Origin of the sequence: Camelimonas fluminis (genome assembly GCF_014656355.1) — a bacterium.
Lineage (GTDB): Bacteria > Pseudomonadota > Alphaproteobacteria > Rhizobiales > Beijerinckiaceae > Camelimonas > Camelimonas fluminis.
The window spans coordinates 255,939-278,300 of the sequence record NZ_BNCG01000003.1 but is presented as its reverse complement, the minus strand read 5'-3'; the positions used below and the strand labels follow the sequence as shown (position 1 = coordinate 278,300).

Here is a 22,362-nt window from a genome sequence, read left to right as displayed (position 1 = left end):
CCGCGTCGGTCTGCAACCCGTTTCAGCCAGTTCAGCCTGGCTCTCCCGAAAACACCAGGCAGGTGTTTTGCCCGCCGAAGCCAAACGAGTTCGACAGAACGTAACGCACATTAGCGTCACGAGCGACATTCGGCACCACATCGAGCTCAATGGCCGGATCTGGAACGTTGTAATTGATCGTCGGCGGAATCCGCCCCGTGGCGATAGTCATCAGCGACGCCACCGCCTCGACGGCGCCAGCGGCTGTCAGGGTGTGCCCCACCATCGACTTGTTGGACGAAATCGGCACGGACTTCATCCGCTCGCCAAGCACCGACGCCAGTCCCAACGCTTCCATCTTGTCGTTCTCAGGCGTGCTGGTGCCGTGAGCATTGACATAATCGATGTCGTCCGGCGACAGGCCCGCATCGTGGATCGCGCCTTCGATGGCGGCGATCGCCGGCGCGCCGTCCGGGCTGGAACGCGTGCGATGGAAGTTGTCGCCCTTCTCGCCACACCCCAGCACGAAGCCAAGGATCCTGGCGCCGCGCGCCAGAGCGTGGTCATAATCCTCCAGCACCACCGCAGCCGCGCCCTCGCCCATGACGAAACCGTCGCGGTTCTTGGAAAACGGCTTGGAAGCCCCCTCCGGGGGATCGTTTTGCGTCGATAATGCGGAAAGCAGCGAGAAGCGGATCAGTGATTCGGGGTGGACCGATCCATCAGTTCCCATGCACAGCGCCGCCTGCGCCTCGCCCCGCCGGATCGCCTCAACGCCGAGCTGGATCGAGGTTGCGCCGGACGAGCAGGCCGTCGACAGCGAAATCGGCGAGCCTTTGGTGCCGAAGCGTCGGGCCACATTCTCCGCGACCGTGCCGAACAGGAACAGTTCATACCATTCCCGGAATTTTCCGGTGCGCGCGCCTGCCAGCAGGGTGGCGTACGTCACGTCCTCGCCATTGGCTCCGGCTTCCGCCAGCGCTCGCCGGTGGGGCCATTCCATTTCAACGGGCGGCACAGCGATAAATAGCGGCCCGGGAAAATCCCCAGGCGCTCCAATGCCAGCCTGGCCAACAGCTTCAACGCCGGCCCGCATCGCCATTTCCTGCGACAGCGCCGGAGCGCAAAACGGCTCCGCCTTGATGAAATCAACGGTCGCGGCGATCGTGGTCTTCAGACCCGCAACCGGAAAACGGCTGAGCCGCTTCACGCCGGAATGGCCCGCCGTAAGCGCGGCCCAGTTGTCTTCCTTGCCCTCGCCGAGAGAAGTGACGATACCAAGACCGGTGACAGCCACCAGTGGCCGGCCTGCCCTATCGCGATGTGGCGACGTCATGCGCGCTGCTCCGCCAGAAAACCCATGCGTTCAATCCACGCGCGACAGACGCGCGGTTCCTTCCCCTCGCCGGTGACCGACGCCGGTCACCACCGCGTCGTCATACCACCCCTCGGAAAGGGCGGCCGCGGCCAACGCAACGCCAGCCGGGAACTGTGGTTCAACCATATGCCCGAACAGATCGCCCGTAATGTGGACCGCTGCCTCGCCAGCACGCTGGGCGAGCACGGACTGCTCTTCAGCGGTCACGCCAGCAGCGCCGGAAGCGCCGGAAAACACCACGCCCCGCGAGGGATTGAAGCCCTTAGCGATCCGGTCCCACATACTGTCCAGCGACGCCGCAACCGATCCTGACTTGCGCGCGGGCATATCCGACGCAACGGCGTCGAGACGGGCGAGCGGCTTGGCGCCGCGCGCCCTTGCGACATCCGCCGCCTCGACCACCAGGAAAGCTGCGCCGGACCCCAGAATGAACCCGCCGCCATGGGCGTCACGTTCCATCACAGGCGCGTAATCCCGGGCCCAGAGGTAATCGGCCATGGCGTAGATCAGCAGCACGTCGGGACGTTCAGCGTTATAGGAGCCGCCGACCAGAAATGCGTCAGCCTGACCGGCGCGAATACGCGCTTCGGCAATGCGCAAGGCGTCGACGCCGGCCTGCTCCTCGCCCATAAAGGTGCGGGAGCCGCCGGTCACACCATGCACGATCGAGATATTACCGGCCAACAGGTTGGACAACTGGGCCAGAAACATGGTCGGCCGGATATCGCTCATCAGGCGCTCATTGAGCATCTCGGCCGGATGCTCAGAAAGCGGGGCCTGGGTCAGGATCTGACCGTCGACCGCGTAGTCGCGCTCACCGCCGCCAGCAGCAACAATCATCTCGAGCCGGCCCAACCGTTCCGCATCGCCCTTCAGACCCGCAGCGTCCAGCGCCATGCCGGCGGCAAAGACGCCGAGCTTCTGCCAGGCTTCCATCTGCCGCTGGTCGGCCTTCTTGGGGATTTGCTGCTCGAATGGAACCGCGACGACCGGGTGAACGCGATAGGGTGCGAAACTGTCGTTATCAACCCGGGGCGCGTCGCCATTTTTGAGCGCCTCCAGGTGCGCCGCGACGCCAACGCCCGCAGACGACACCATGCCAACGCCAGTAATCCAGATTTCGCGGTCCATTCAGGACGCCTCCGAAGGAGCAAGACCGATATCGCGCGCCCTCTCCTGCATCAGCGCAGCCATACCGTCAGGGAATGGCAGCAGCCGGAACATGAGCTCCGCGTCGCAGATTGTTCTGTCGCCGCTGCGAATCCGGGCCTTCGTCACCGCATAACCAGATCCGAGGTGCTCAAGACGGGCCTCGATTTCAAGACGCGCGCCGGGGCCAACAAATGAACGAAACTTTGCCTTCTCCACCCCGGCAAGGAAGGGCATACGATCATAGTCGCTCAGGGCGAGCAAGAGAAAGCCGGAGGCCTGGGCCATCGTCTCTGTCAGCAGCACGCCCGGCATCAGCGGATAACCAGGGAAATGCCCTTCGAACACAGGACTTTCCATGGGAACGGTCGCTGTCGTAAGGATGCGCTTGTCGCCCATGTCGAGCGCAGCGACCCCGTCGATCATCCTGAAATATTCGAGATGCATAGAGGCGCCTTCAACGGGTTGAAGAGCCGCATCCGGCTGGATACGTCTCCCCAAACTCGGAACAGATCGTTATTCAGCCCTGCTTCGCGGCAACGAGCTGGTCGATGCGATCACACAGGTTCTTCAGGACGAAATACTCTTCCGCCGGGACCTTGCCCTCATTGACTTCCTGGGTCCACTGCTCAAGCGGCAGCTTGATGCCAAAAGCCTTGTCGATCGCGAAGGCAATGTCGAGGAAGGCCAACGAATCAACGCCGAGATCCTCGATGGCGTGCGACTCCGGCGTAATCTGCTCGCGCGGAATATCGCAGGTGTCGGCAATGATGTCTGCAACGGTGTCGAAAGTGGACGCCATTACGCACTCCTGATCCTGTACAAGCCTGATGCATCCGCAGAAACATCAACTTGCTGAAATGATTCCAGCCAGCGTGCGCTGCCCGGTTTGGGCGTACCTATACCGCCGTCGGGGGTGTTGTCCAATGGCGTTCGGCGGATTTGATCGCGGCGCTTCCCGCGTTCGCGCCGCAATTATCCAGAGGTTTGGCCGATTGTGACATGAACCATCAGCCTGTCATCCACCACAAGACGCCGTATCGCGGCATGCGTCCATGATGTATAGGTGCGCCTTTCGATCTGGTGGCCCACCACTCATACAAGGTCACATTTTTCTAACAGAGCGGTGAGCCGGCGTCGCGTCCGCCCCGCCATCGCCCCGATGGGGCGACCAGGCTCCAGGAGTATCATGTCTCTCAAGCCATCACCCCGGGATTGGCAACGGGCGATCGCAGACGCGCGACAGGGGTTGTCAGCGTGGCATGTCTGGAACCTGCTGGCGATGACCGACATACGCCAGCGCTACAAGCGTTCGCGCGTCGGTCCTTTCTGGATCACCCTCAGCATGGCGGCGTTCGTGGGCGGCATTGGCCTTGTCTACTCGACGTTGTTCAAGCAGGATATTCGCACCTATTTGCCCTATCTGGCGGTTAACTACGTGGTCTGGACGCTGATCCAGGGCATCATCATGGACGCAACGGGCGTATTTAGCAGCTCGGGCGTTTATCTCCGCCAGGAGGCGATGCCGAAAACCCTGTTCGCCATGCGACTTATCATGCGCAACCTCATTATGTTTGCGCATAACATTATCATTATTCCGCTGGTGTTCCTGTTGTTCGGCATCTGGCCCGACTGGGAAATGCTGCTCGCCATTCCGGGCATGATCATGTTGCTGGTCGCCGCCTATCCGGTTGTGATGTTGATTGGCATGATCTCCACCCGTTTTCGTGACACCCCGGTGATCATCCAGAACGTACTGCAGATCGCTTTCTTCCTCACGCCCATCATGTGGAAGGTCGACCAGTTGGGCTCCGCCGCCCCCTTCGTCGTCGGCCTCAATCCCTTCGCCATATTCCTGCGGATCGTCGCCGAACCGATGAATGGACGTGCGCCAAGCCTGTGGACCTGGGGCGTCGCCTTTCTCATGATCGCGCTGCTGTACGCCGTCACCGGCCCCCTGTTCGCCAGGTTGCGCGCGCGTATCGTTTACTGGCTGTGAGGGAGAGACGCCTTGGCCTCGATTATCCTTGAAAACGCCTGCGTCGAATTCCCGATCTATAACGCACGCGGCCGCTCAATCCGGCGCAATCTGATGGCTCGCGTCGGTGGCTCTGTCGCTGCTGACGGCGACGTTGTTTCTGTCAACGCCCTGAAGAACGTCAATCTCAGGCTGACCAATGGCGACCGGCTGGGCCTTCTCGGCCACAATGGCGCCGGCAAATCCACGCTGCTGCGGGTGCTCTCGGGCGCCTATGAGCCATCGTCAGGCTCCGCCGAAATCCAGGGCGCCGTGTCGTCACTGCTCGACATCACCATGGGCATGGACCCGGAGATGAGCGGCGCTGAAAACATTGTCCTGCGTGGAGCGATCATCGGCATGACCATTCCGGAAGCGCGGGAGCGTATTCCAGAAATCGCCGAGTTCGCCGAAATCGGTGATTTTCTCGATTTGCCCATGCGGACCTATTCATCCGGCATGAACATGCGACTGGCCTTCGCCATCTCCACGGCGATCCGCCCCGACATCCTGCTAATGGACGAGCTGATCAGCGTCGGCGACGCCGCTTTCGCCAGCAAGGCGCGGCAACGGGTACAGGAACTGATCGCCAGCGCCGGCATTCTTGTGCTGGCTTCGCATGACCCAAAATCGTTGCTGGAATATTGTACGCGCGGCATCGTCATGGAGCATGGCCAGATCGCCTTCGACGGCCCAATTGAGGAGGCTATCGTGCGGCATGGGATGGAAATTCCTGAGATGAAAAAAGAAACCTCCGCGGTAAGCGGCGCGTAGTCCTTGCGGGTTCCGGCCCCGGCGGCCCGCCAGCCATATACCCTGACAAAAAAATGGCCCGGGACATCTGTCCCGGGCCATTTCATTTGCAGCTGCGTGCGTCGTCGCCTCAGGCCGCGAGCTGACGCAGCACATAGTGCAGGATGCCGCCGTTGCGGAAATACTCCAGCTCATCGAGGGTATCGATGCGGCAAATCAGCGGCACGCTCAGCTTTTCGCCGTTGGCGCGGGTGATGTCCGCCGTCAGCGTCTGACGCGGCCTCAGGCTTTCGCCGAGGCCATGGATCGTGACAGTTTCGTTGCCCTTCAGACCGAGGGTCTGCCAGTTTGTCCCAGGCTCGAACACCAGCGGCAATACGCCCATGCCGACCAGATTCGAACGGTGGATGCGCTCGAAGCTCTCGGTGATCACGGCGCGCACGCCAAGCAGATTGGTGCCCTTGGCGGCCCAGTCACGCGACGAACCGGTGCCATATTCCTTGCCTGCGAACACCACCAGCGGCGTGCCTTCGGCCTGGTACTTCATGGCGGCGTCGTAGATCGGCATCTGTTCGCCATCCGGATAATGGACGGTGACGCCGCCTTCCACGCCCGGAACCATCTGGTTCTTGATGCGGATGTTGGCGAAGGTGCCGCGCATCATGACTTCATGGTTGCCGCGGCGGGTGCCGTACTGGTTGAAATCCGCCACCGCGACGCCGTGCTCCAGCAGATATTTGCCGGCTGGGCTCGCCGCCTTGATGGAGCCGGCGGGCGAAATGTGGTCGGTTGTGATCGAGTCGAGGAACAGTCCGAGCACGCGGGCGCCGACAATGTCCTCGACCGGCTTCGGCGTTTTGGTGATGCCGACGAAATAGGGCGGATTCTGCACATAGGTGGACTTGTTGTCCCACCCATAGGTATTACCGCCAGAAATCTCGATCTTCCGCCAGTTTTCGTCGCCAGTGAACACGTCAGCATATCGGGCGCGAAACAGCGCCTGCGAGATGTTCCGGTCGATGAACTCCTGGATTTCGGCGGAGTTCGGCCAGATGTCGCGCAGGTACACCGGCTGGCCGTCAGAACCGACGCCCAACGGGTCCTTTGTCAGATCGACTTGCAGCGATCCTGCGAGGGCATAGGCGACGACCAGGGGCGGCGAAGCCAGATAGTTGGCGCGCACGTCCGGATTGACGCGTCCTTCGAAGTTGCGGTTACCCGACAGCACGGCGGCGGCGACAATATCATTGTCGTTGATCGCCTTGGAGATCTCCGCCGGCAGCGGACCCGAATTGCCAATACAGGTCGTGCAGCCGAAGCCGACCAGGTTGAAACCCAGCTTGTCGAGTTCGGCCTGCAGCCCTGACTTGGCGAGGTACTCGCCCACGACCTGTGATCCGGGAGCCACCGAAGTCTTGACCCACGGCTTCGACTTCAGCCCCTTCGCGGCGGCGTTGCGGGCAAGCAGGCCGGCGCCGATCATCACGCTGGGGTTGGAGGTATTGGTGCAGGAGGTGATGGCGGCGATCACCACATCGCCGTGGCCAAGGTCGAAGTTCTTGCCTTCGACCTGATAGCGCTTTGCAATTTCGGCAGCCTTGTTGAACTCGCTCTCCATTGAAACAACAAAGCCCTGCTTCGCGCCGCTCAGCAGTACGCGGTCCTGCGGACGCTTGGGGCCAGCAAGTGATGGCTCCACATCGTTCAGATCAAGAAACAGCGTGTCGCTGAAAACCGGATCCGGCGTATCGGTCGTGCGGAAAAGACCCTGAGCTTTGGCATATTCGGCCACCAGCGCCACGCGCTCCGGAGCCCGGCCGGTCTTGGCCAGCCAGTCAACCGTCGCCTGATCGATCGGGAAGAAACCGCAGGTGGCGCCATATTCCGGGGCCATGTTGCTGATGGTGGCGCGGTCTTCAACGGTCATGGCGTCGAGGCCTGGGCCGTAGAACTCAACGAACTTGCCGACCACACCGCGCTTGCGCAGCATCTGGGTCACGGTCAGGACCAGGTCGGTCGCGGTGACGCCTTCGCGCAATTTGCCAGCGAGCTTGAAGCCGACCACTTCAGGAATCAGCATCGACAGCGGCTGCCCCAACATGGCCGCCTCAGCCTCGATACCGCCGACGCCCCAGCCAAGCACGGCGACGCCGTTGACCATCGTGGTGTGCGAATCGGTCCCGACCAAGGTATCCGGGTAGGCCATTTCGACGCCGTTTTCATCACGGGTCCAGACGGTCTGCGACAGGTATTCGAGGTTCACCTGGTGGCAAATGCCCGTGCCGGGCGGCACGACGCGGAAATTGTTGAACGCCTCGGACCCCCAGCGCAGGAACTTGTAGCGCTCTTCATTACGCTGGTATTCCAGACGGACATTGTCGCCAAAGGCTCTCGGCGTACCGAACTCGTCGACGATCACCGAGTGGTCGATAACCAGATCAACCGGCACCAGCGGATTGATTTTCACCGGATCGGCGCCGAGGCTGTTCATGGCGTCGCGCATGGCCGCCAAATCCACCACCGCCGGCACGCCAGTAAAATCCTGCATCAGTACGCGAGCCGGACGGAAGGCGATTTCACGCTCTTCGGCGCCCCGGTTATTGACGAAAGCGGCGATCGCCAGAATGTCGTCCTTGCGGACGGAGCGGTCATCTTCAAACCGCAGCAGGTTCTCGAGCAGAACTTTCAGAGAAAACGGCAGGCGCGATACGTCCGGAAGGCCATTTTCCTCTGCCTTCAGCAAAGAATAATAGGCATAGGCGCGTTCGCCGACCTGAAGCATCTGGCGGCTTTTGAAACTGTCGAGAGAAGTCATGGCGATTCCTGAGCGTGACTGCGGGGGAGACCGACCGACGCCTGTGTCGCCAACGCCTGCGGACAGGGCGACCGGTCACCTTCCGGATGACAGCGGACCCCTGACGTCGCCGGTATGGCCGGCATCGTCTGGGCGCCCAATGCGCGCGCCGCCCCGGGAGTGCCCAGGCCCCGCGCGTCACGCGCGCGGCGCAGCTCCTGATTTTATAGAGCGTTTCTTCATCTTCCGCCATAGCCGCGAGTCATTCCAATCTACGCGCGCCGCCATTCGCCAGTCGGTTCGACGCCTTTCCGGCCCGTTGCCCGGCGCTTCGCGGCATGGCACACAGCCATCATGATCCTCACAGCCAGCAACCTGTCGTGCCGCCGTGGCGGCCGCCTCATTTTCCGCGACATCTCCTTTCGCGTGGCGTCAGGATCAGCGCTTGTCGTCACCGGAGACAATGGCGCGGGAAAATCCAGCCTCATCGCCATGATTGCCGGACTTCTGACGCCGGCTGAAGGCGAGATCGCGCTCTCCGGCGATCCTGAGCAAACGCCCGGCGAACTGATCGGCCTGATGGCGCATCGCGACGGTCTGAAGCCGTCATTGACCGTCCAGGAAAACCTGTCCTGGGCGCGGAACCTTCTGGGCGCCTCCGCCATGGACATTGACGAAGCCTTGCTGGCTGTTGGCCTCAGCCATGCCATCGCTATGCCGGTGGAGCATCTTTCAGCCGGGCAGCGCCGTCGGGTTTCCCTTGCGCGTCTCCTGTCATGCAGCCGGCCGATCTGGCTGATGGATGAACCGGCGGGCGCCCTCGACCAACGCGCGATTCGCGGCCTCACCGGTCTGATGCAACGGCACCTGGCGGAAGGCGGCATTATCGTTGCAGCGACCCATCAACCCCTTGGCATTGATGACGCCCAGACGCTGCATCTTGCCCCTCCTCCGGTTGACGCCGGCGACGAAGAGCCCTTCTGGGAGGACGATGACTGCGAAGACGAATTGCTGATGGGATACGCTCCAGCGCGGGCCGGACAATGACCGGAGCGCTGGCGGCCATCCTCCAGCGCGACATTCGTCTCGCCCTGCGTCAGGGCGGTGGGGCGGCGCTTGGCCTGGTTTTCTTTCTGCTGATCGTCACCATGACGCCGCTGGCCATCGGACCTGATCCGGCGCTGCTGGCGCGTATTGGGCCGGCGATGCTCTGGCTCGCGGCCGTCCTGTCCATCCTCCTCGGCCTGGACCGCCTGTTTCAGGCTGATGTCGAGGATGGTTCGCTGCAGCAGATGCGACTGTCATCGGCTCCGCTGGAACTGGTTGTGCTGGCCAAGGCCACGGCGCACTGGCTTGTAACCGGTCTGCCCCTGGTGATCGCCGCTCCCGTCTATGGGCTGCTGCTGGCGCTATCGCCGGTCGCCATGCTGGCTGTCACCATCACCCTGCTCATTGGCACGCCAGCGCTGGTTTTTATCGGCGCCACCGGAGCCGCATTGACCTCCGGAATGCGACGCGGCGGCCTGTTGCTGGCGATCCTGTCGCTGCCGCTGATGACGCCCGTGCTGATTTTCGGCGTATCAGCCACCATGGCGGCTCTGGACGGCCTGACGCCATTCCGGACGCCCATACTGGCGCTGGCGGCGCTGAGTCTGTTCTCCATGGTTGTCGGCTGCGCGGCGTCGGCCGCAGCGCTCCGGGCGAACGATTGAGCCGAGGCCGGCCGATCCGAGGATTGACAGCAAGGCAACGGCGCCCACTCTGGGCCTGAAACGCCCCCCATGATACATGGTCGGTGCAAATCCTTATTTAGATGAAGCTATGCAGGCAGGTTATGGCGAAACGTTTTCTGGTTACTGGCGGAGCGGGCTTCATCGGATCCGCAGTGGTCCGCAAACTGGTGCGCGACACGCCACACGACGTGCTCGTTGTCGACGCGCTGACCTACGCCGGTAACCTCGATTCGATCGAGCCGGTCGCCAACAGCCCACGTTACCGCTTCCTGCAGGCCGACATTCGCGACCAAGACGCCATGGACGCAGCAGTGGCCTCTTTCCGGCCGGACGTCATCATGCATCTCGCCGCCGAAAGTCACGTCGATCGCTCGATCGACGGCCCAGCCGAGTTCCTGTCCACCAACGTTACCGGGACCTTCATCCTGCTGCAGGCCGCCCTCGGTTACTGGCGCGGTCTGGACGAAGCTGGACGCGCGGCGTTCCGCTTTCATCACATTTCGACGGACGAGGTGTTCGGCTCCCTGGGCGCCGACGGCTTTTTCCACGAAGAAACGCCTTACCAGCCCAACTCGCCTTATTCCGCCTCCAAGGCGGCGTCCGACCATTTCGTCCGGGCCTGGCATCACACCTATGGCCTGCCCACGGTGATGACCAATTGCTCGAACAATTATGGGCCGTATCACTTTCCCGAGAAGCTGATCCCGCTGATGATCATCAACGCGCTCGAGGGCAAGCCGCTGCCGGTCTACGGCAAGGGCGACAACGTGCGCGACTGGCTGTACGTCGACGATCACGCCGAGGCGCTGATCGAAGTGGCGACGCGCGGCCGCGTCGGCGAAAGTTACAATATCGGCGGCTGGAACGAGCGGACGAACATCGACGTGGTGCGCGCCATCTGCGCCCTGCTCGACGAACTGGCGCCTGACGGCGCCGCAGGCGGCCATGAGCGGTTGATCAACTGGGTCGCGGACCGTCCCGGCCATGACCAGCGCTACGCCATCGACGCCGGCAAGATTGAGCGCGAACTGGGCTGGAAGCCGAAAGAGACGTTTGAAAGCGGCCTGCGCAAAACCGTTGAATGGTACCTCGCCAACCAGCAATGGTGGGAGCGGGTCCGTTCGGGGGGCTATCGTGGTGAACGCCTCGGTCTGTCCGCCTGATCCGCCATAGAAAAACAGTAGGCTTCCCATGCTTTCCGTCACCTCCACAGCTCTACCGGATGTCAAAATCATCACGCCGGCGCGCCACGGCGACCAGCGCGGCTTCTTCAGTGAAACCTGGAATCGGGAGGCCATGCGCGCAGCGGGCGTCGACGCCGATTTCGTCCAGGACAACCATTCGCTGTCCGGTCCGGTTGGCACAGTGCGTGGCCTGCACTTTCAGTCGGCGCCGTTCGCCCAGGACAAGCTGGTGCGCGTGTCGCGCGGACGGATTCTCGACGTCGCCGTCGACCTGCGCAGGTCATCGCCGACCTACGGGCAGCACGTGGCTGTTGAGCTCTCCGCCGAAAACTGGCGCCAGCTCTGGGTGCCTGTGGGGTTTGCCCATGGCTTCTGCACGCTCGAGCCTGACACCGAGGTCCAGTACAAGGTGACGGCGCCCTATTCGGCCGCCAACGACCATGGCGTATTGTGGAACGACCCGGATATCGGCATCGACTGGCCGGTATCGGGCGCCCAGGCCCTGCTGTCGCCGAAGGACCAGAAGCAGCCGCGCCTGGCCGAGCTTCAGCCCTGGTTCGATTGAGCGCCGACAGGCATGACGGAACATGACGGTGGAGATCGCATGCGGATTCTGGTGACCGGAACGGAAGGGCAGCTCGTGCGTTCGCTGCTGGAGCGGGCCAAGGTTGCAGACGACGACCTGTCGGTTATCGCCATGGGCAGGCCGGACCTTGACCTGACGCGGCCGCACGCCATCGCCAGTGCGCTGGCCCGCGTCGACTGCGATGTGATCGTCAACGCCGCAGCCTATACGGCGGTGGATCAGGCCGAATCCGAACCCGGCGTCGCCCAGACGGTGAATTGCGATGGCGCCGAAGCCGTGGCCCAGGCGGCGGCGCGGGCCAACATCCCCTTCATCCAGATATCAACCGACTATGTCTTTAATGGCCAGAAGGCCGGCGCCTGGACCGAGGACGACAGCCCCGATCCACTTTCTGTCTATGGCAAGACCAAACTTGCCGGCGAAATGGCGGTGCAGGCGGCCACGCCAAAAGCTGTCATCCTGCGCACGGCCTGGGTCTATAGCCCGTTCGGCAAGAACTTCGTCAGAACCATGCTCAGACTTGCTGAAAGCCGTGACGAGCTGTCCGTTGTCGCCGACCAGACCGGGGCGCCAACCTCAGCTCTTGACATCGCTGACGGCGTGATCGCCGTAGCCCGCCATCTTGTCGCCCATCCTGATGATCGTGCGCTGCACGGCGTGTTCCACATGACGGCGACCGCAGGCAGCACGGCCCCGACATGGGCGGATTTCGCCGAACAGATTTTCGGCGCCTCCCGCGATCTTGGCGGCCCCTCGGCTCAGGTGCGCCGCATCACCACAGCCGAATATCCAACCCCCGCCGCCCGGCCGCGCAACTCGTTGCTCGATTGCACACGACTGGAACAGGCGCACGGCGTGCGCCTGCCATTCTGGGAAAAGCCGGTGGCGGATATCGTCCGGCGCATTCTGGCCGACGGCTGAAGCGCGCGACGTCTCGCCAGCACGCGATCCTGATTGTGCCGAAGAGCAATTCGATCAGGACCCCCGTCTTGTGAGGACAGTCGGTTCCCCATTCACGGGGATCTCAGGAGCAATCTCCCGGGAACGGATCCAGTTCGGGGCGTTGCCTCACAATCGAACTCCGGCGGATCAAACCTCGGCATGGCATAGGGCCAGTCGTGCGGAACTGGGCGCCGGCGCCACATGGCCCTGCGCGCGCCACCAGCGCACCGTATCCACCAGGCCATCGCGCAAACCAACGCGGGGACGCCAGCCAAGCGCCCGGATCCGCGAACTGTCGAGCAACTTGCGCCGCGGACCTTCCGGACGCGCCGGGTCGAAAACAATCCGGCCCCGATAGCCCACCGCCTGCGCGATCAGGGTCGCCAGGGTCGCGATCGACACTTCCTCGCCCGAGCCGATGTTGAGGGGCGCATCGCCAGAATAATATTGCAGGGCATGAACGACGCCGTCGGCGCAGTCATCCACATGCAGGAACTCACGCCAGACAAGCCCCGAGCCCCAGATCACGCATTCAGGAGTTCCTGCAGCTTTTGCCTCACTCATGCGATGAACCAGGGCCGGGATGACATGCCCGCGCTCCGGATCGAACCTGTCGCCCGGCCCATACAGGTTAGTCGGCATCACCGATATGAAGTCCCGCCCATATTGTCGCCGGATCGCCTGCGCCAACTTCAGTCCAGCGATCTTGGCAACGGCGTAGGCCTCGTTGGTCGGTTCCAGCGCACCCGTCAGCAAGGCGTCCTCCGTCACCGGCTGCGACGCATCTCTAGGGTAAATGCAGCTTGATCCAAGAAATACCAGCTTGCCAACATCGTATTTGCGAGCGGCTTCGATGACATTGCAGGCAATCGCCAGATTATCCGTCAGAAACTCCGCTGGCCGGGTGTTGTTGGCGACAATGCCGCCGACTGTCGCCGCGGCCAGCAACACGATGTCGGGCCGGTTTTCCGCCATCCAGTTTTCGACGTCCTGTTGCCGTCGCAAGTCCAGCCGCCGCCGGTCGATTGTCAGGATATCGCAGCGCTCCTGCAACAGCCGTCGCCGCAACGCACCGCCAACCAGCCCGGCGTGACCCGCGATGAACACCCGCGCGCGCTCCAGCCTGCACGAGGGCGCCGGGAGGACATCATTTCCTGGCGCAGGCAGATCAATGCGCCCGACGATGCCCGGAAGTGGAGAAATGTGAGGTGCACTAATAGTTTGGCCCTGTGTCGCAGCGCCCGACGTTAATCTTGCATGGCCGACATAAGAAAGCGCCTTCATTGAGCGTCGCCTCATCACTCATGTAGCTTTAAGCGAACGCTACCAAATAAATTGAAATATCAATACAACAATTTTCATTATTTTTTCATATAAAATCTTTTACGTCTGCCTATCGATAACTGGCCGCCTTCTTCGGCAAACTGAAGGCCACATGTATGCACACGTCCAGTTGGAAGAAGACAAATGAAAGCAGGAGGAACAGAAGGCAGGAACACATAGTTGCTGCCTTCATCAGGCGCAACATCCAGAGGCCAGGTTGCGTGCGCTCCGATGGAACCTGAACTTTCCAAGCCCTTGTTCCCCAATGACAGGGGCCGCTTCTACCTCTCAGTTGCGTGTGGGCGCGCCGACGCCAGCCGCTTCGCGGATCAACATCTGTTTCACAGTTGAAGAACGTCCGGCCAGCCGCGCGCCCAGATCACGAATCAGCCGTACCGGAGTAAAATCATTGGAGAACAACCGGTTCAGTCCGTCGGTCACCACCGCCATGGCGATAACGTCAGTGCGCCGGTTACGGTCATAGGCGCGCAGCAAATCCATGCCGCCAGCCGGCAAACCAATGCGAATGGCGTCGATCAAAGCGTCGCCCAGCGCCATCACATCCCTCAGGCCCAGATTGAGCCCCTGGCCGGCAATCGGATGAACCTGGTGGGCGGCGTCGCCCACGAGGGCCAGACCATCGGCGTAAAAGCGGCGCGCCACGCCGAGCGCAAGCGGAAACACGCCCACAGGCCACGTTTCAAGCCGCAGTGAACCGCGCTCCAGGCCAAACCGGCGGCGGATTTCCGTGAGCATATCCTCGGCGTCCATCGCCATAAGGGCTGGCACGTCGGCCGCCCTTTCGGTCCAGACGATTGATGACCTGCATCCGGTCAACGGCAAGATGGCGAACGGACCGGAAGGCAGAAAGTGCTGGGTGGCCCTGCCCGCGTGCGGACGCTCATGTGCGATCGTGGCGACAATGGCGGTTTGCCCGTAGCCCCAACCATGCCAGCCAATGCCTGCCAGAGCGCGCAGGCGCGAGCGGGAGCCGTCGGCCGCCACCAGCAGGCTGGCCTGACGCTGCGCTCCACCGGAAAGGGTCGCCGTTCCGGATAAGCCGGCCGCCGCCCCGTTCCACCGCCAGCGCTCGACGCGCGCCTCGCACAGTTCGACGCCAGCATCGACAGCGGCTTTTGCCAGGGCGTGCAATACATGGTCATTCGCCAGCATATGAGCGAATGGTTCGCCGGCGCCGACATCCCCTGAAAGGGAAAGCAGTTTCGCACGCACCGGATCAGCCAGCATGCTGTCGGTGATGTCCATGCTGTCGATTGCCTGTGCGCGGGAGGCAATCCCCTCCCAGACGCCAAGGCGCTGAAGCAGCCGCCTGCCGTCCGCCGCCAGCGCCGAGACCCGGAGAGGACTGTCGCCTGGCGCATTTCGCGCGGCCTCCGGGGCCGCGGGGTCGCAGACCACGACCTCCAGGCCGGAGCCGAGCCCCTGTTTCAGAAGCACCGCCAGCGCCATTCCCGCAATGCCGCCGCCTGCAATGATGATGGTCTGGGGGGAATGGGACACGACGCTTCCTGCCTGTGATCGGGACATCCGCTATATAGCGCGCCCGCTCACAACTTTCACGCCGGCGCGGATGCCAGCGCCTGTCCTTCGCGCCGGACGGACATGACAGCAACCGGCAAAGGCGTCACACTTCGCCGGAACAACGGTCAATCGGCCCGGAAGGGCCGGCGGAGGCGCCATGAGCAAGGCCATCGACAACCTTCTGTCGATTCTGGATCTCGAACCGATTGAGGTGAACCTGTTCCGCGGCAGAAGCCCGCAGGATCGCTGGCAGCGCGTATTTGGCGGGCAGGTCATCGGCCAGGCCCTGGTCGCAGCGTGCCGCACCGTCGAGCAGCGCACATTGCATTCGATGCACTGCTATTTTCTGCTCGGCGGCGATCCGCGTGTCCCAATTGTCTATGAAGTGGACCGGATCCGCGACGGACGCAGTTTCACCACGCGTGGCGTGTCGGCCATCCAGCACGGCCGACCCATCTTTTCACTCACGGCCTCATTCCATGTCGATGAGACCGGGCTCGAACATATCCAGCCGCCGCCAGATGTGCCGCAGCCCGAAGACCTTCCCAGCCAATCGGACATTGATCCGGCCTTGCTGGCGAAAATGCCGGAGAACCAGCGCCGCTACTATTCAACGGCGCAGCCAATCGAGATCAAGGCCGTCGACTACCAACACTATTTCTCGCGCTATTTCGCCCGCGAACCAACGACCCTGCCGTTCTGCGTGTGGATTCGGGCCGCCAACCGCCTGCCCGACGATCTGGCCATTCATCAATGCGTGCTGGCGTATGCTTCCGACATGACGCTGCTGGACGTCAGCCTGTTTCCCCACGGTCGTAGCGTCATCGAACCGACGATCCAGAGCGCCAGCCTTGATCACGCCATGTGGTTCTATGGCGATTTCCGCGCCGATGAGTGGCTGCTGTATGTTCAGGACACGCCAGTCGCCGGCGGCGCCCGCGGTCTCTCCCGCGGCAACATCTATACCCGGGACGGCCGCCTGATCGCGTCTGTGGCGCAGGAAGGCCTGATCCGTCCCCGCCCCGATCTGGCGCGTGATTAGGAAGCGCACACGCAGACGTCATTGCCGCTGATTAAAAAACAGGCGCCCATACGAACGGCGCCTGTACTCTTTCCTGCCCGCCATATCGTCAGAAGTCACTCCCGGGTCTGGCCTTGGGGTCAACTGCCATCAATTTCCTTATCGTTCTGATTCAGAACCACTTTTTGGGAACAGCGCTCCCAGGCCGTCATGGCGGTTCAGAACTGTTCCCGTGGGCCGTTGAACATCGGCGCGATTGACCGGCCGTCCCATATATTCCGGCGTCAGCCTGAGACAGCGCCTGTCAAACGGCCTGCTGACAATCTCATATCATATTGAAACAAAACAATATTATTAAAATATAACTGGTTCGCGTAGAACTGGCGCCATTCTTGCTTTTCCGTATCCAGAGCCATGGCCGCCGTTGCGACGGATGCATGGAGGAACTGGGGCCGACCGACATGCTGGCTGACACGCCGGCCTGTCGCGCGACCAGCAATCGGGGGAAAGCAATGAAGATCGTCATGGCGATCATCAAGCCGTTCAAGCTTGAGGAAGTGCGCGATGCGCTCACCTCCCTGGGCGTCCACGGCCTCACCGTAACGGAAGTCAAAGGTTACGGCCGTCAGCGGGGCCATACGGAAATCTATCGCGGCGCCGAATACGCCGTCAGTTTCCTTCCCAAAATCAAGATCGAGGTCGCAGTGCCGTCCGCGATGGTCGAGGCGACGGTCGAGGCCATCGCTGGCGCGGCGCGCACCGGCCAGATTGGCGACGGCAAGATTTTTGTGACCGCCATTGAAAAAGCCCTGCGCATCCGCACTGGCGAAACTGACGAAGACGCACTCTGAGCCCGCTGCCGGCCAGTATCTGGAGAAATGACATGACGCTCATGCGCACAACCGGCGCGCCACGGCGCCTGCCCAGGGCCCTGGGATCCGCCGCCGCCGGCATTGGGCTTGCCCTGTTCGCGGGCGCTCCCGCGGCGCTCGCAGCCGGGCCCACGCCAGCGAAGGGCGACGTTGCCTGGATGGCGATCTCGACCATCCTCGTTCTGGCAATGTCGATCCCGGGCCTTGCCCTGTTCTATGGCGGCCTGGTCCGCACCAAGAACATGCTCTCCGTCCTGACCCAGGTGTTCGCCATCGTCTGCCTCGCGGCGATGATCTGGGTCTGCTACGGCTACTCCCTCGCCTTCACCGATGGCGGCTCCCTGAACAGCTTTGTCGGCGGCTTCTCCAAGTCTTTCCTGTCCGGAATTACGCCTGAGAGCACCGCTGGCACATTCTCCAACGGCGTGGTGATTCCCGAGCTGATCTACATGGCGTTCCAGATGACCTTCGCCTGCATCACGCCGGCGCTGATCGTCGGCGCCTTCGCCGAGCGCGTCCGCTTCCCGGCGCTGCTGGTGTTCGTCGGTCTGTGGCTCACCTTCATCTACTTCCCGATGGCGCACATGGTCTGGTACTGGGCCGGTCCCGACGCGGTGGCGGCTGCGGCGCGTGAACTGGCGGCGGCGACCACCGAAACGGCCAAGGCCGCGGCGCAGGCCAAGCTGGACGCGGTCAACGCCGACGCCGGCATGCTGTTCAAGTGGGGCGCGCTCGACTTCGCCGGCGGCACCGTCGTTCACATCAATGCGGGCATTGCCGGTTTCGTCGGCTGCCTGATCATCGGCAAGCGCATTGGCTATGGGCGCGAACTGATGGCGCCGCACTCCCTGACCATGACCATGATCGGCGCATCGCTGCTGTGGCTGGGCTGGTTTGGCTTCAACGCCGGCTCCAATCTGGAAGCGACGGGCGGCGCCGCCCTGGCCTTCGTCAACACCTTCGTGGCCACGGCCGCCGCGGCTCTGGCGTGGATGTTCGTGGAGTGGGCCTTCAAGGGCAAGGCGTCGCTCCTCGGTCTGGTGTCGGGCGCCGTCGCCGGCCTGGTCGCCATCACCCCGGCGGCTGGCTTCGCCGGTCCGATGGGTTCAATCATCCTCGGTCTGGTCGCCGGCGTGGTCTGCTTCTTCTTCTGCACCACCGTGAAGAACACGTTTGGCTATGACGACACGGCGGACGTCTTTGGCGTGCACTGCATCGGCGGGATCGTCGGCGCCATCGCCACCGGCGTTCTCGTCGCCCCGGCGCTTGGCGGCGTCGGACTTGTCGACTACGCCGCCAATCCCGGAACCGCCTCGCCTGCGACCTATGTGATGGCGACGCAGGTCTGGGCCCAGATAAAGGCGGTGCTGTTCACCATCGTTTTCTCGGGCGTCGGCTCGGCTATCCTGTTCAAGATCGTCGATCTGGTCATCGGCCTGCGGGTCTCGGTCGAGGAGGAGCGCGAAGGCCTCGACATCTCCGACCACGGCGAACGCGCCTACAACTACTGAGGGAAACCTCCGGGGCCTTGAGAAACAGACCTGGAAATTCCTCCCGGACCCGACAGTCGTCACACGTCTCCGCGCCCCGTGGCGCGGAGATTTTCTTTTCACGCAGGGCCCGGCAAATGCCGTGCGCCGCCGTCACAAGGTTAAGCGGGTCTTAACCCCCGCCCGCTAGCCTCACACCCTATCTCCACGAACCGCCAGGTCGGCATGCGCACCGTCAGACGTTCCACCTCGCCAGCCCATGATCTCTCGTTAGCCGCCCGCTACTTCATGAAGCGGCGCGCCTTCGATCTGGTTGGAATCGCCCTGATCGTTTTCGCCATCACCATGGCGATCGCCCTCATCACGTGGTCGGTCGGCGATCCCAGCCTGACCCACGCCACCGATGGCCGGATTTCCAACTGGCTGGGCGCGCCCGGCGCTGTCATCTCCGACATGGCGATGCAATTGTTCGGGCTCGGCTCAGTGGCCTGGCTGTTGCCGCTGGCGGTCTGGGGCGTGTCGCTGGTGGCGCGCCGAACCATGCCTGGCATGAAATGGCGGATTCCACTCTGGATCATCGGCGCCGCCGCCGCAGCGGCCGTCGCCAGCGCCATGCCGGCAACGGGTAGTTGGCCGCTGCCCACGGGGCTGGGCGGAGTCGTTGGCGACGGCCTGCTGTCCGCCGCACGCGGCGTATTGGGCGTGCTCGGCGCCTTCGGCAGGGTTCTCGCCGGCTTCATTATGGCCGCAATCGCCATTCTCGCCCTCAGTGCGGCCTGCGGCTACGGATTTGACGATCAGGCCAGCGAAGACGACACGGATATGGATTCATGGCGCGCCTCCCGGGGCAAGGAGACTGATTCGGACGAACCCGGCCTCGGCATCGTATCGCTCGGCGCCGTCGTGCATGGCTTCATGATGCTCAAGGCCGCGATTGGCCGCCGGCGCAGCCGCCGCAACAAAATGACGGCCGCCACGGCTGGCGCTGCGGCCATGGCAGGGGCTTCCCGAGCCGCAGCCAGGACGTCCGGCGGTCGTGTCGAGCCCGCCGCGTTCCCTGATGAGTTTTCCCACACCGGCCCAGACTACGCCCCGGCGTTGGCGCATGCAGCAGCTTCGGCGCAGCCAGCCGAAGCTCCCCGCTCCCGCGTGCGCATGCCGCCGACGTGGCAAGAAGCGCCGGGCGTCGCAGCCCCGTCGGGCGTCATCGAACCGCCGTGGCGCCAGGAGGAAGCACCCTCGCCGGTGCATGCCGCCTATGCCCCCGCACATATGCGCGCCGCCAGTCAGGAGGTGGACGCTGGCTATGGCGCGGAAGCCGACATGGCCGCGTCGCATATGACTGTCGCTCCCGCCTGGTCCGAGCCAGTTGAAGCACCAACGGCCTATGCCCAACCTCAGCCGGTCCGGGCTCATGAGCCTGCGGCCGTTACCCCACACGCCATAACGCATGTGGCCGAGACGACGGCGGTCGCAGCCCGCACTGCAGCCGGCGTTGCGACCCGGGTTGCGGCCGCTCCGCAGAAGATCATTCCGACTGCCGCTGCAATTGCCGCCGCCGCTGAATTGTCGTCGCGCTTTGCCGCCCGCGTCCGCAGGAAGGCCTCAGCGCCGGAGGAAAATCCCGATGGCGAAGATACAGCCGGCGACGACACGACTGGCTATCCCTCTGGCGTGACCGACACGATGGGGACCGCACCTGTCGAAGCAACGCAGCCATTCGTTCTGCGCCGCAAGCGCAAGGAACCTGAGAGCGACCTTGCGCCTGATCTGGAAGAAGCAGAAGACGACAACGACGCCATCAGCGACGCCGACGTGGACGTGGCTGGGGAATCGGCCCCCGTCGCCCCCATGGCGCCACGGATTCCACCTCATGCGCTCCGGGTCGGGGTTCCCGCCGCCATGACCTCCGCAGGTCCCGCGAACGATGACGCCGTCGCGTCGCGCCCTTCCCTGACCCAGGGCGGCGCTGTGGCCGTGGCGACGGCGCGGCCGGTCGCCAGCACCCCCGCAGCCCCGCCCCAGCCGACGTTCGATACGGAGAGCTATCAGTTGCCGGAACTGGCGCTGCTGGCGGAGCCGCGTCGTCCAGCCGCCAACAGCATGCTGTCGGTGGAAGCGCTGGAACAGAACGCCACGCTACTGGAAGGCGTGCTGGAAGATTTCGGCGTGCGGGGCGAAATCATCAATGTGCGCCCTGGCCCGGTGGTGACGCTGTACGAACTGGAGCCGGCGCCGGGCACCAAGTCTTCCCGCGTTATCTCCCTGGCCGACGACATTGCCCGCTCCATGAGCGCCATCTCGGCCCGCGTGGCGGTGGTGCCCGGCCGCAACGCCATTGGCATCGAACTGCCCAACAGCAACCGCGAGACGGTCTATCTGCGCGAGCTTCTGGCCAGCGAAGATTTCTCGTCGTCCAAATCCCGTCTTGGCCTGTGCCTCGGCAAGACGATCGGCGGCGAGCCGGTGATCGCCGACCTGGCCCGCATGCCGCACCTGCTGGTGGCCGGCACCACCGGATCGGGCAAGTCGGTCGCCATCAACACCATGATCCTGTCGCTGCTGTATCGGCTGCGGCCGGATGAATGCCGTCTCATCATGGTCGACCCCAAGATGCTGGAGCTGTCGATTTACGACGGCATCCCGCACCTGCTGACGCCGGTCGTCACCGACCCCAAGAAGGCGGTCGTCGCCCTCAAATGGGCGGTGCGCGAGATGGAAGACCGCTACAAGAAGATGTCGAAGCTCGGCGTGCGCAACATCGACGGCTTCAACACCCGCGTCGGCGAGGCCAGGCGCAAGGGTGAGATCATCACCCGCACCCTGCAGACCGGTTTCGACAAGCAAACTGGCGAGCCGGTGTACGAAGAAGAGGCGATGGATCTGGATCCGTTGCCCTATATCGTCGTCATCGTCGACGAAATGGCCGACCTGATGATGGTGGCGGGCAAGGAGATCGAAGGCACAATCCAGCGTCTGGCCCAGATGGCCCGCGCCGCCGGCATCCATGTGGTGCTGGCCACCCAGCGCCCGTCGGTGGACGTGATCACCGGCACGATCAAGGCCAATTTTCCGACGCGTATTTCCTTCCAGGTCACTTCAAAGATCGACAGCCGCACCATCCTTGGCGAACAGGGCGCCGAGCAACTGCTCGGCCAGGGCGACATGCTCTACATGGCCGGCGGCGGTCGCGTCACCCGCGTGCACGGTCCGTTCGTCTCCGACAATGAGGTGGAAAAGGTCGTTTCCCACCTCAAGTCGCAGGGGCGCCCGCAGTATCTGGAAGCCGTCACGGCCATGGAAGAGGGCGAGGGCGAGGAAGGCGGCGCGGTCTTCGACCAGAGCGCCATGGCCTCCGCCGGCGGCGACCTCTACGATCAGGCTGTCGCCATCGTGCTGCGCGACCGCAAGGCGTCGACGTCCTATATCCAGCGCCGCCTGCAGATCGGCTACAACCGCGCTGCATCGCTGATGGAGCGCATGGAGCTGGAGGGCATCGTTGGCGCGGCCAACCACGCCGGCAAGCGCGAGATTCTGGCTCAGGGCGGTGGGGAGCAGGAAGACGACTGATTCCCAGCCCGCCCTCACAATGTCGGCTT

Annotated in this window: 18 protein-coding genes; 11 read left to right on the top strand and 7 right to left on the bottom strand. The window is 63.3% G+C overall.

The genetic code is table 11. The features are described 5' to 3' along the window. Positions 1-31 precede the first annotated feature (31 nt). The 4 genes from IE243_RS06470 to IE243_RS06455 all read right to left on the bottom strand — a co-directional run bounded on the left by IE243_RS06470 (position 32) and on the right by IE243_RS06455 (position 3,308). On the bottom strand, positions 32-1,315 hold the full coding sequence (locus IE243_RS06470) for a beta-ketoacyl-ACP synthase (RefSeq protein ID WP_191318513.1): 1,284 nt from the start codon (positions 1,313-1,315) through the stop codon (positions 32-34). 30 nt (positions 1,316-1,345) lie between these two features. Then, positions 1,346-2,488 carry a beta-ketoacyl-ACP synthase gene (locus tag IE243_RS06465; RefSeq protein ID WP_191318512.1) on the bottom strand — a complete coding sequence of 381 codons (1,143 nt, stop codon included), beginning with the start codon at positions 2,486-2,488 and terminating at the stop codon, positions 1,346-1,348. Continuing rightward, positions 2,489-2,953 (bottom strand): 3-hydroxyacyl-ACP dehydratase FabZ family protein, encoded by a 465-nt coding sequence (locus tag IE243_RS06460; RefSeq protein WP_191318511.1) that lies wholly within the window; start codon positions 2,951-2,953, stop codon positions 2,489-2,491. Positions 2,954-3,026: 73 nt separating this feature from the next. Continuing rightward, on the bottom strand, positions 3,027-3,308 hold the full coding sequence (locus IE243_RS06455) for an acyl carrier protein (protein ID WP_132004164.1): 282 nt from the start codon (positions 3,306-3,308) through the stop codon (positions 3,027-3,029). A 480-nt stretch (positions 3,309-3,788) separates the two neighbouring features. Here IE243_RS06455 and IE243_RS06450 point away from each other — a divergent pair, with 480 nt between their 5' ends. Continuing rightward, positions 3,789-4,505, top strand: coding sequence for an ABC transporter permease (locus IE243_RS06450; protein ID WP_191318510.1), 717 nt, complete (start codon positions 3,789-3,791; stop codon positions 4,503-4,505). A gap of 12 nt (positions 4,506-4,517) precedes the next feature. Further along, the gene (locus tag IE243_RS06445) at positions 4,518-5,297 is read left to right on the top strand and encodes an ABC transporter ATP-binding protein (RefSeq protein WP_244642861.1); all 780 of its coding nucleotides are present in this window, start codon (positions 4,518-4,520) and stop codon (positions 5,295-5,297) included. Between the two features lie 109 nt (positions 5,298-5,406). On the opposite strand, the gene acnA is transcribed toward IE243_RS06445, so the two are convergent. Then, a complete protein-coding gene (gene acnA, locus IE243_RS06440; RefSeq protein WP_191318509.1) occupies positions 5,407-8,091 on the bottom strand; it encodes an aconitate hydratase AcnA in 2,685 nt (894 codons plus the stop codon). 333 nt (positions 8,092-8,424) lie between these two features. Here acnA and ccmA point away from each other — a divergent pair, with 333 nt between their 5' ends. The 5 genes from ccmA (at position 8,425) to rfbD (ending at position 12,494) form a co-directional block, all read left to right on the top strand. Next, the gene (gene ccmA, locus IE243_RS06435; protein WP_191318508.1) at positions 8,425-9,117 is read left to right on the top strand and encodes a heme ABC exporter ATP-binding protein CcmA; all 693 of its coding nucleotides are present in this window, start codon (positions 8,425-8,427) and stop codon (positions 9,115-9,117) included. Next, positions 9,114-9,782, top strand: a complete 669-nt coding sequence (gene ccmB, locus IE243_RS06430) for a heme exporter protein CcmB (RefSeq protein ID WP_191318507.1) — start codon at positions 9,114-9,116, stop codon at positions 9,780-9,782. Before ccmA ends, ccmB begins: the two co-directional genes overlap by 4 nt. Positions 9,783-9,904: 122 nt before the next feature. Continuing rightward, a complete protein-coding gene (gene rfbB, locus IE243_RS06425; RefSeq protein ID WP_191318506.1) occupies positions 9,905-10,966 on the top strand; it encodes a dTDP-glucose 4,6-dehydratase in 1,062 nt (353 codons plus the stop codon). A gap of 28 nt (positions 10,967-10,994) precedes the next feature. Further along, positions 10,995-11,552, top strand: a complete 558-nt coding sequence (gene rfbC / locus IE243_RS06420; RefSeq protein WP_191318505.1) for a dTDP-4-dehydrorhamnose 3,5-epimerase — start codon at positions 10,995-10,997, stop codon at positions 11,550-11,552. Between the two features lie 39 nt (positions 11,553-11,591). Then, positions 11,592-12,494 carry a dTDP-4-dehydrorhamnose reductase gene (rfbD, locus tag IE243_RS06415; RefSeq protein WP_191318504.1) on the top strand — a complete coding sequence of 301 codons (903 nt, stop codon included), beginning with the start codon at positions 11,592-11,594 and terminating at the stop codon, positions 12,492-12,494. Positions 12,495-12,662: 168 nt separating this feature from the next. On the opposite strand, the gene IE243_RS06410 is transcribed toward rfbD, so the two are convergent. Next, complete coding sequence (locus tag IE243_RS06410; protein WP_244642860.1) at positions 12,663-13,622, bottom strand: GDP-L-fucose synthase family protein; 960 nt, start codon at positions 13,620-13,622, stop codon at positions 12,663-12,665. A 504-nt stretch (positions 13,623-14,126) separates the two neighbouring features. Further along, positions 14,127-15,359, bottom strand: a complete 1,233-nt coding sequence (locus IE243_RS06405; RefSeq protein WP_244642858.1) for an FAD-dependent monooxygenase — start codon at positions 15,357-15,359, stop codon at positions 14,127-14,129. A gap of 178 nt (positions 15,360-15,537) precedes the next feature. Here IE243_RS06405 and IE243_RS06400 point away from each other — a divergent pair, with 178 nt between their 5' ends. The 4 genes from IE243_RS06400 (at position 15,538) to IE243_RS06385 (ending at position 22,333) form a co-directional block, all read left to right on the top strand. Continuing rightward, positions 15,538-16,422 carry an acyl-CoA thioesterase gene (locus tag IE243_RS06400; protein ID WP_191318501.1) on the top strand — a complete coding sequence of 295 codons (885 nt, stop codon included), beginning with the start codon at positions 15,538-15,540 and terminating at the stop codon, positions 16,420-16,422. Between the two features lie 491 nt (positions 16,423-16,913). Further along, on the top strand, positions 16,914-17,252 hold the full coding sequence (locus IE243_RS06395; RefSeq protein WP_191318500.1) for a P-II family nitrogen regulator: 339 nt from the start codon (positions 16,914-16,916) through the stop codon (positions 17,250-17,252). Between the two features lie 32 nt (positions 17,253-17,284). Further along, entirely contained in the window at positions 17,285-18,784 is a 1,500-nt protein-coding gene (locus IE243_RS06390) for an ammonium transporter (RefSeq protein ID WP_191318499.1), read from the top strand. Between the two features lie 204 nt (positions 18,785-18,988). Then, the gene (locus tag IE243_RS06385; RefSeq protein ID WP_191318498.1) at positions 18,989-22,333 is read left to right on the top strand and encodes a DNA translocase FtsK; all 3,345 of its coding nucleotides are present in this window, start codon (positions 18,989-18,991) and stop codon (positions 22,331-22,333) included. Positions 22,334-22,362: the final 29 nt, after the last annotated feature.

Coding starts and splice junctions, on each gene's coding strand:
- IE243_RS06470 (WP_191318513.1), bottom strand. CDS start 1,315: ATGACGTCGCCACATCGCGATAGGGCAGGCCGGCCACTGGTGGCTGTC.
- IE243_RS06465 (WP_191318512.1), bottom strand. CDS start 2,488: ATGGACCGCGAAATCTGGATTACTGGCGTTGGCATGGTGTCGTCTGCG.
- IE243_RS06460 (WP_191318511.1), bottom strand. CDS start 2,953: ATGCATCTCGAATATTTCAGGATGATCGACGGGGTCGCTGCGCTCGAC.
- IE243_RS06455 (WP_132004164.1), bottom strand. CDS start 3,308: ATGGCGTCCACTTTCGACACCGTTGCAGACATCATTGCCGACACCTGC.
- IE243_RS06450 (WP_191318510.1), top strand. CDS start 3,789: ATGACCGACATACGCCAGCGCTACAAGCGTTCGCGCGTCGGTCCTTTC.
- acnA (WP_191318509.1), bottom strand. CDS start 8,091: ATGACTTCTCTCGACAGTTTCAAAAGCCGCCAGATGCTTCAGGTCGGC.
- ccmA (WP_191318508.1), top strand. CDS start 8,425: ATGATCCTCACAGCCAGCAACCTGTCGTGCCGCCGTGGCGGCCGCCTC.
- ccmB (WP_191318507.1), top strand. CDS start 9,114: ATGACCGGAGCGCTGGCGGCCATCCTCCAGCGCGACATTCGTCTCGCC.
- rfbB (WP_191318506.1), top strand. CDS start 9,905: ATGGCGAAACGTTTTCTGGTTACTGGCGGAGCGGGCTTCATCGGATCC.
- rfbC (WP_191318505.1), top strand. CDS start 10,995: ATGCTTTCCGTCACCTCCACAGCTCTACCGGATGTCAAAATCATCACG.
- rfbD (WP_191318504.1), top strand. CDS start 11,592: ATGCGGATTCTGGTGACCGGAACGGAAGGGCAGCTCGTGCGTTCGCTG.
- IE243_RS06400 (WP_191318501.1), top strand. CDS start 15,538: ATGAGCAAGGCCATCGACAACCTTCTGTCGATTCTGGATCTCGAACCG.
- IE243_RS06395 (WP_191318500.1), top strand. CDS start 16,914: ATGAAGATCGTCATGGCGATCATCAAGCCGTTCAAGCTTGAGGAAGTG.
- IE243_RS06390 (WP_191318499.1), top strand. CDS start 17,285: ATGACGCTCATGCGCACAACCGGCGCGCCACGGCGCCTGCCCAGGGCC.
- IE243_RS06385 (WP_191318498.1), top strand. CDS start 18,989: ATGCGCACCGTCAGACGTTCCACCTCGCCAGCCCATGATCTCTCGTTA.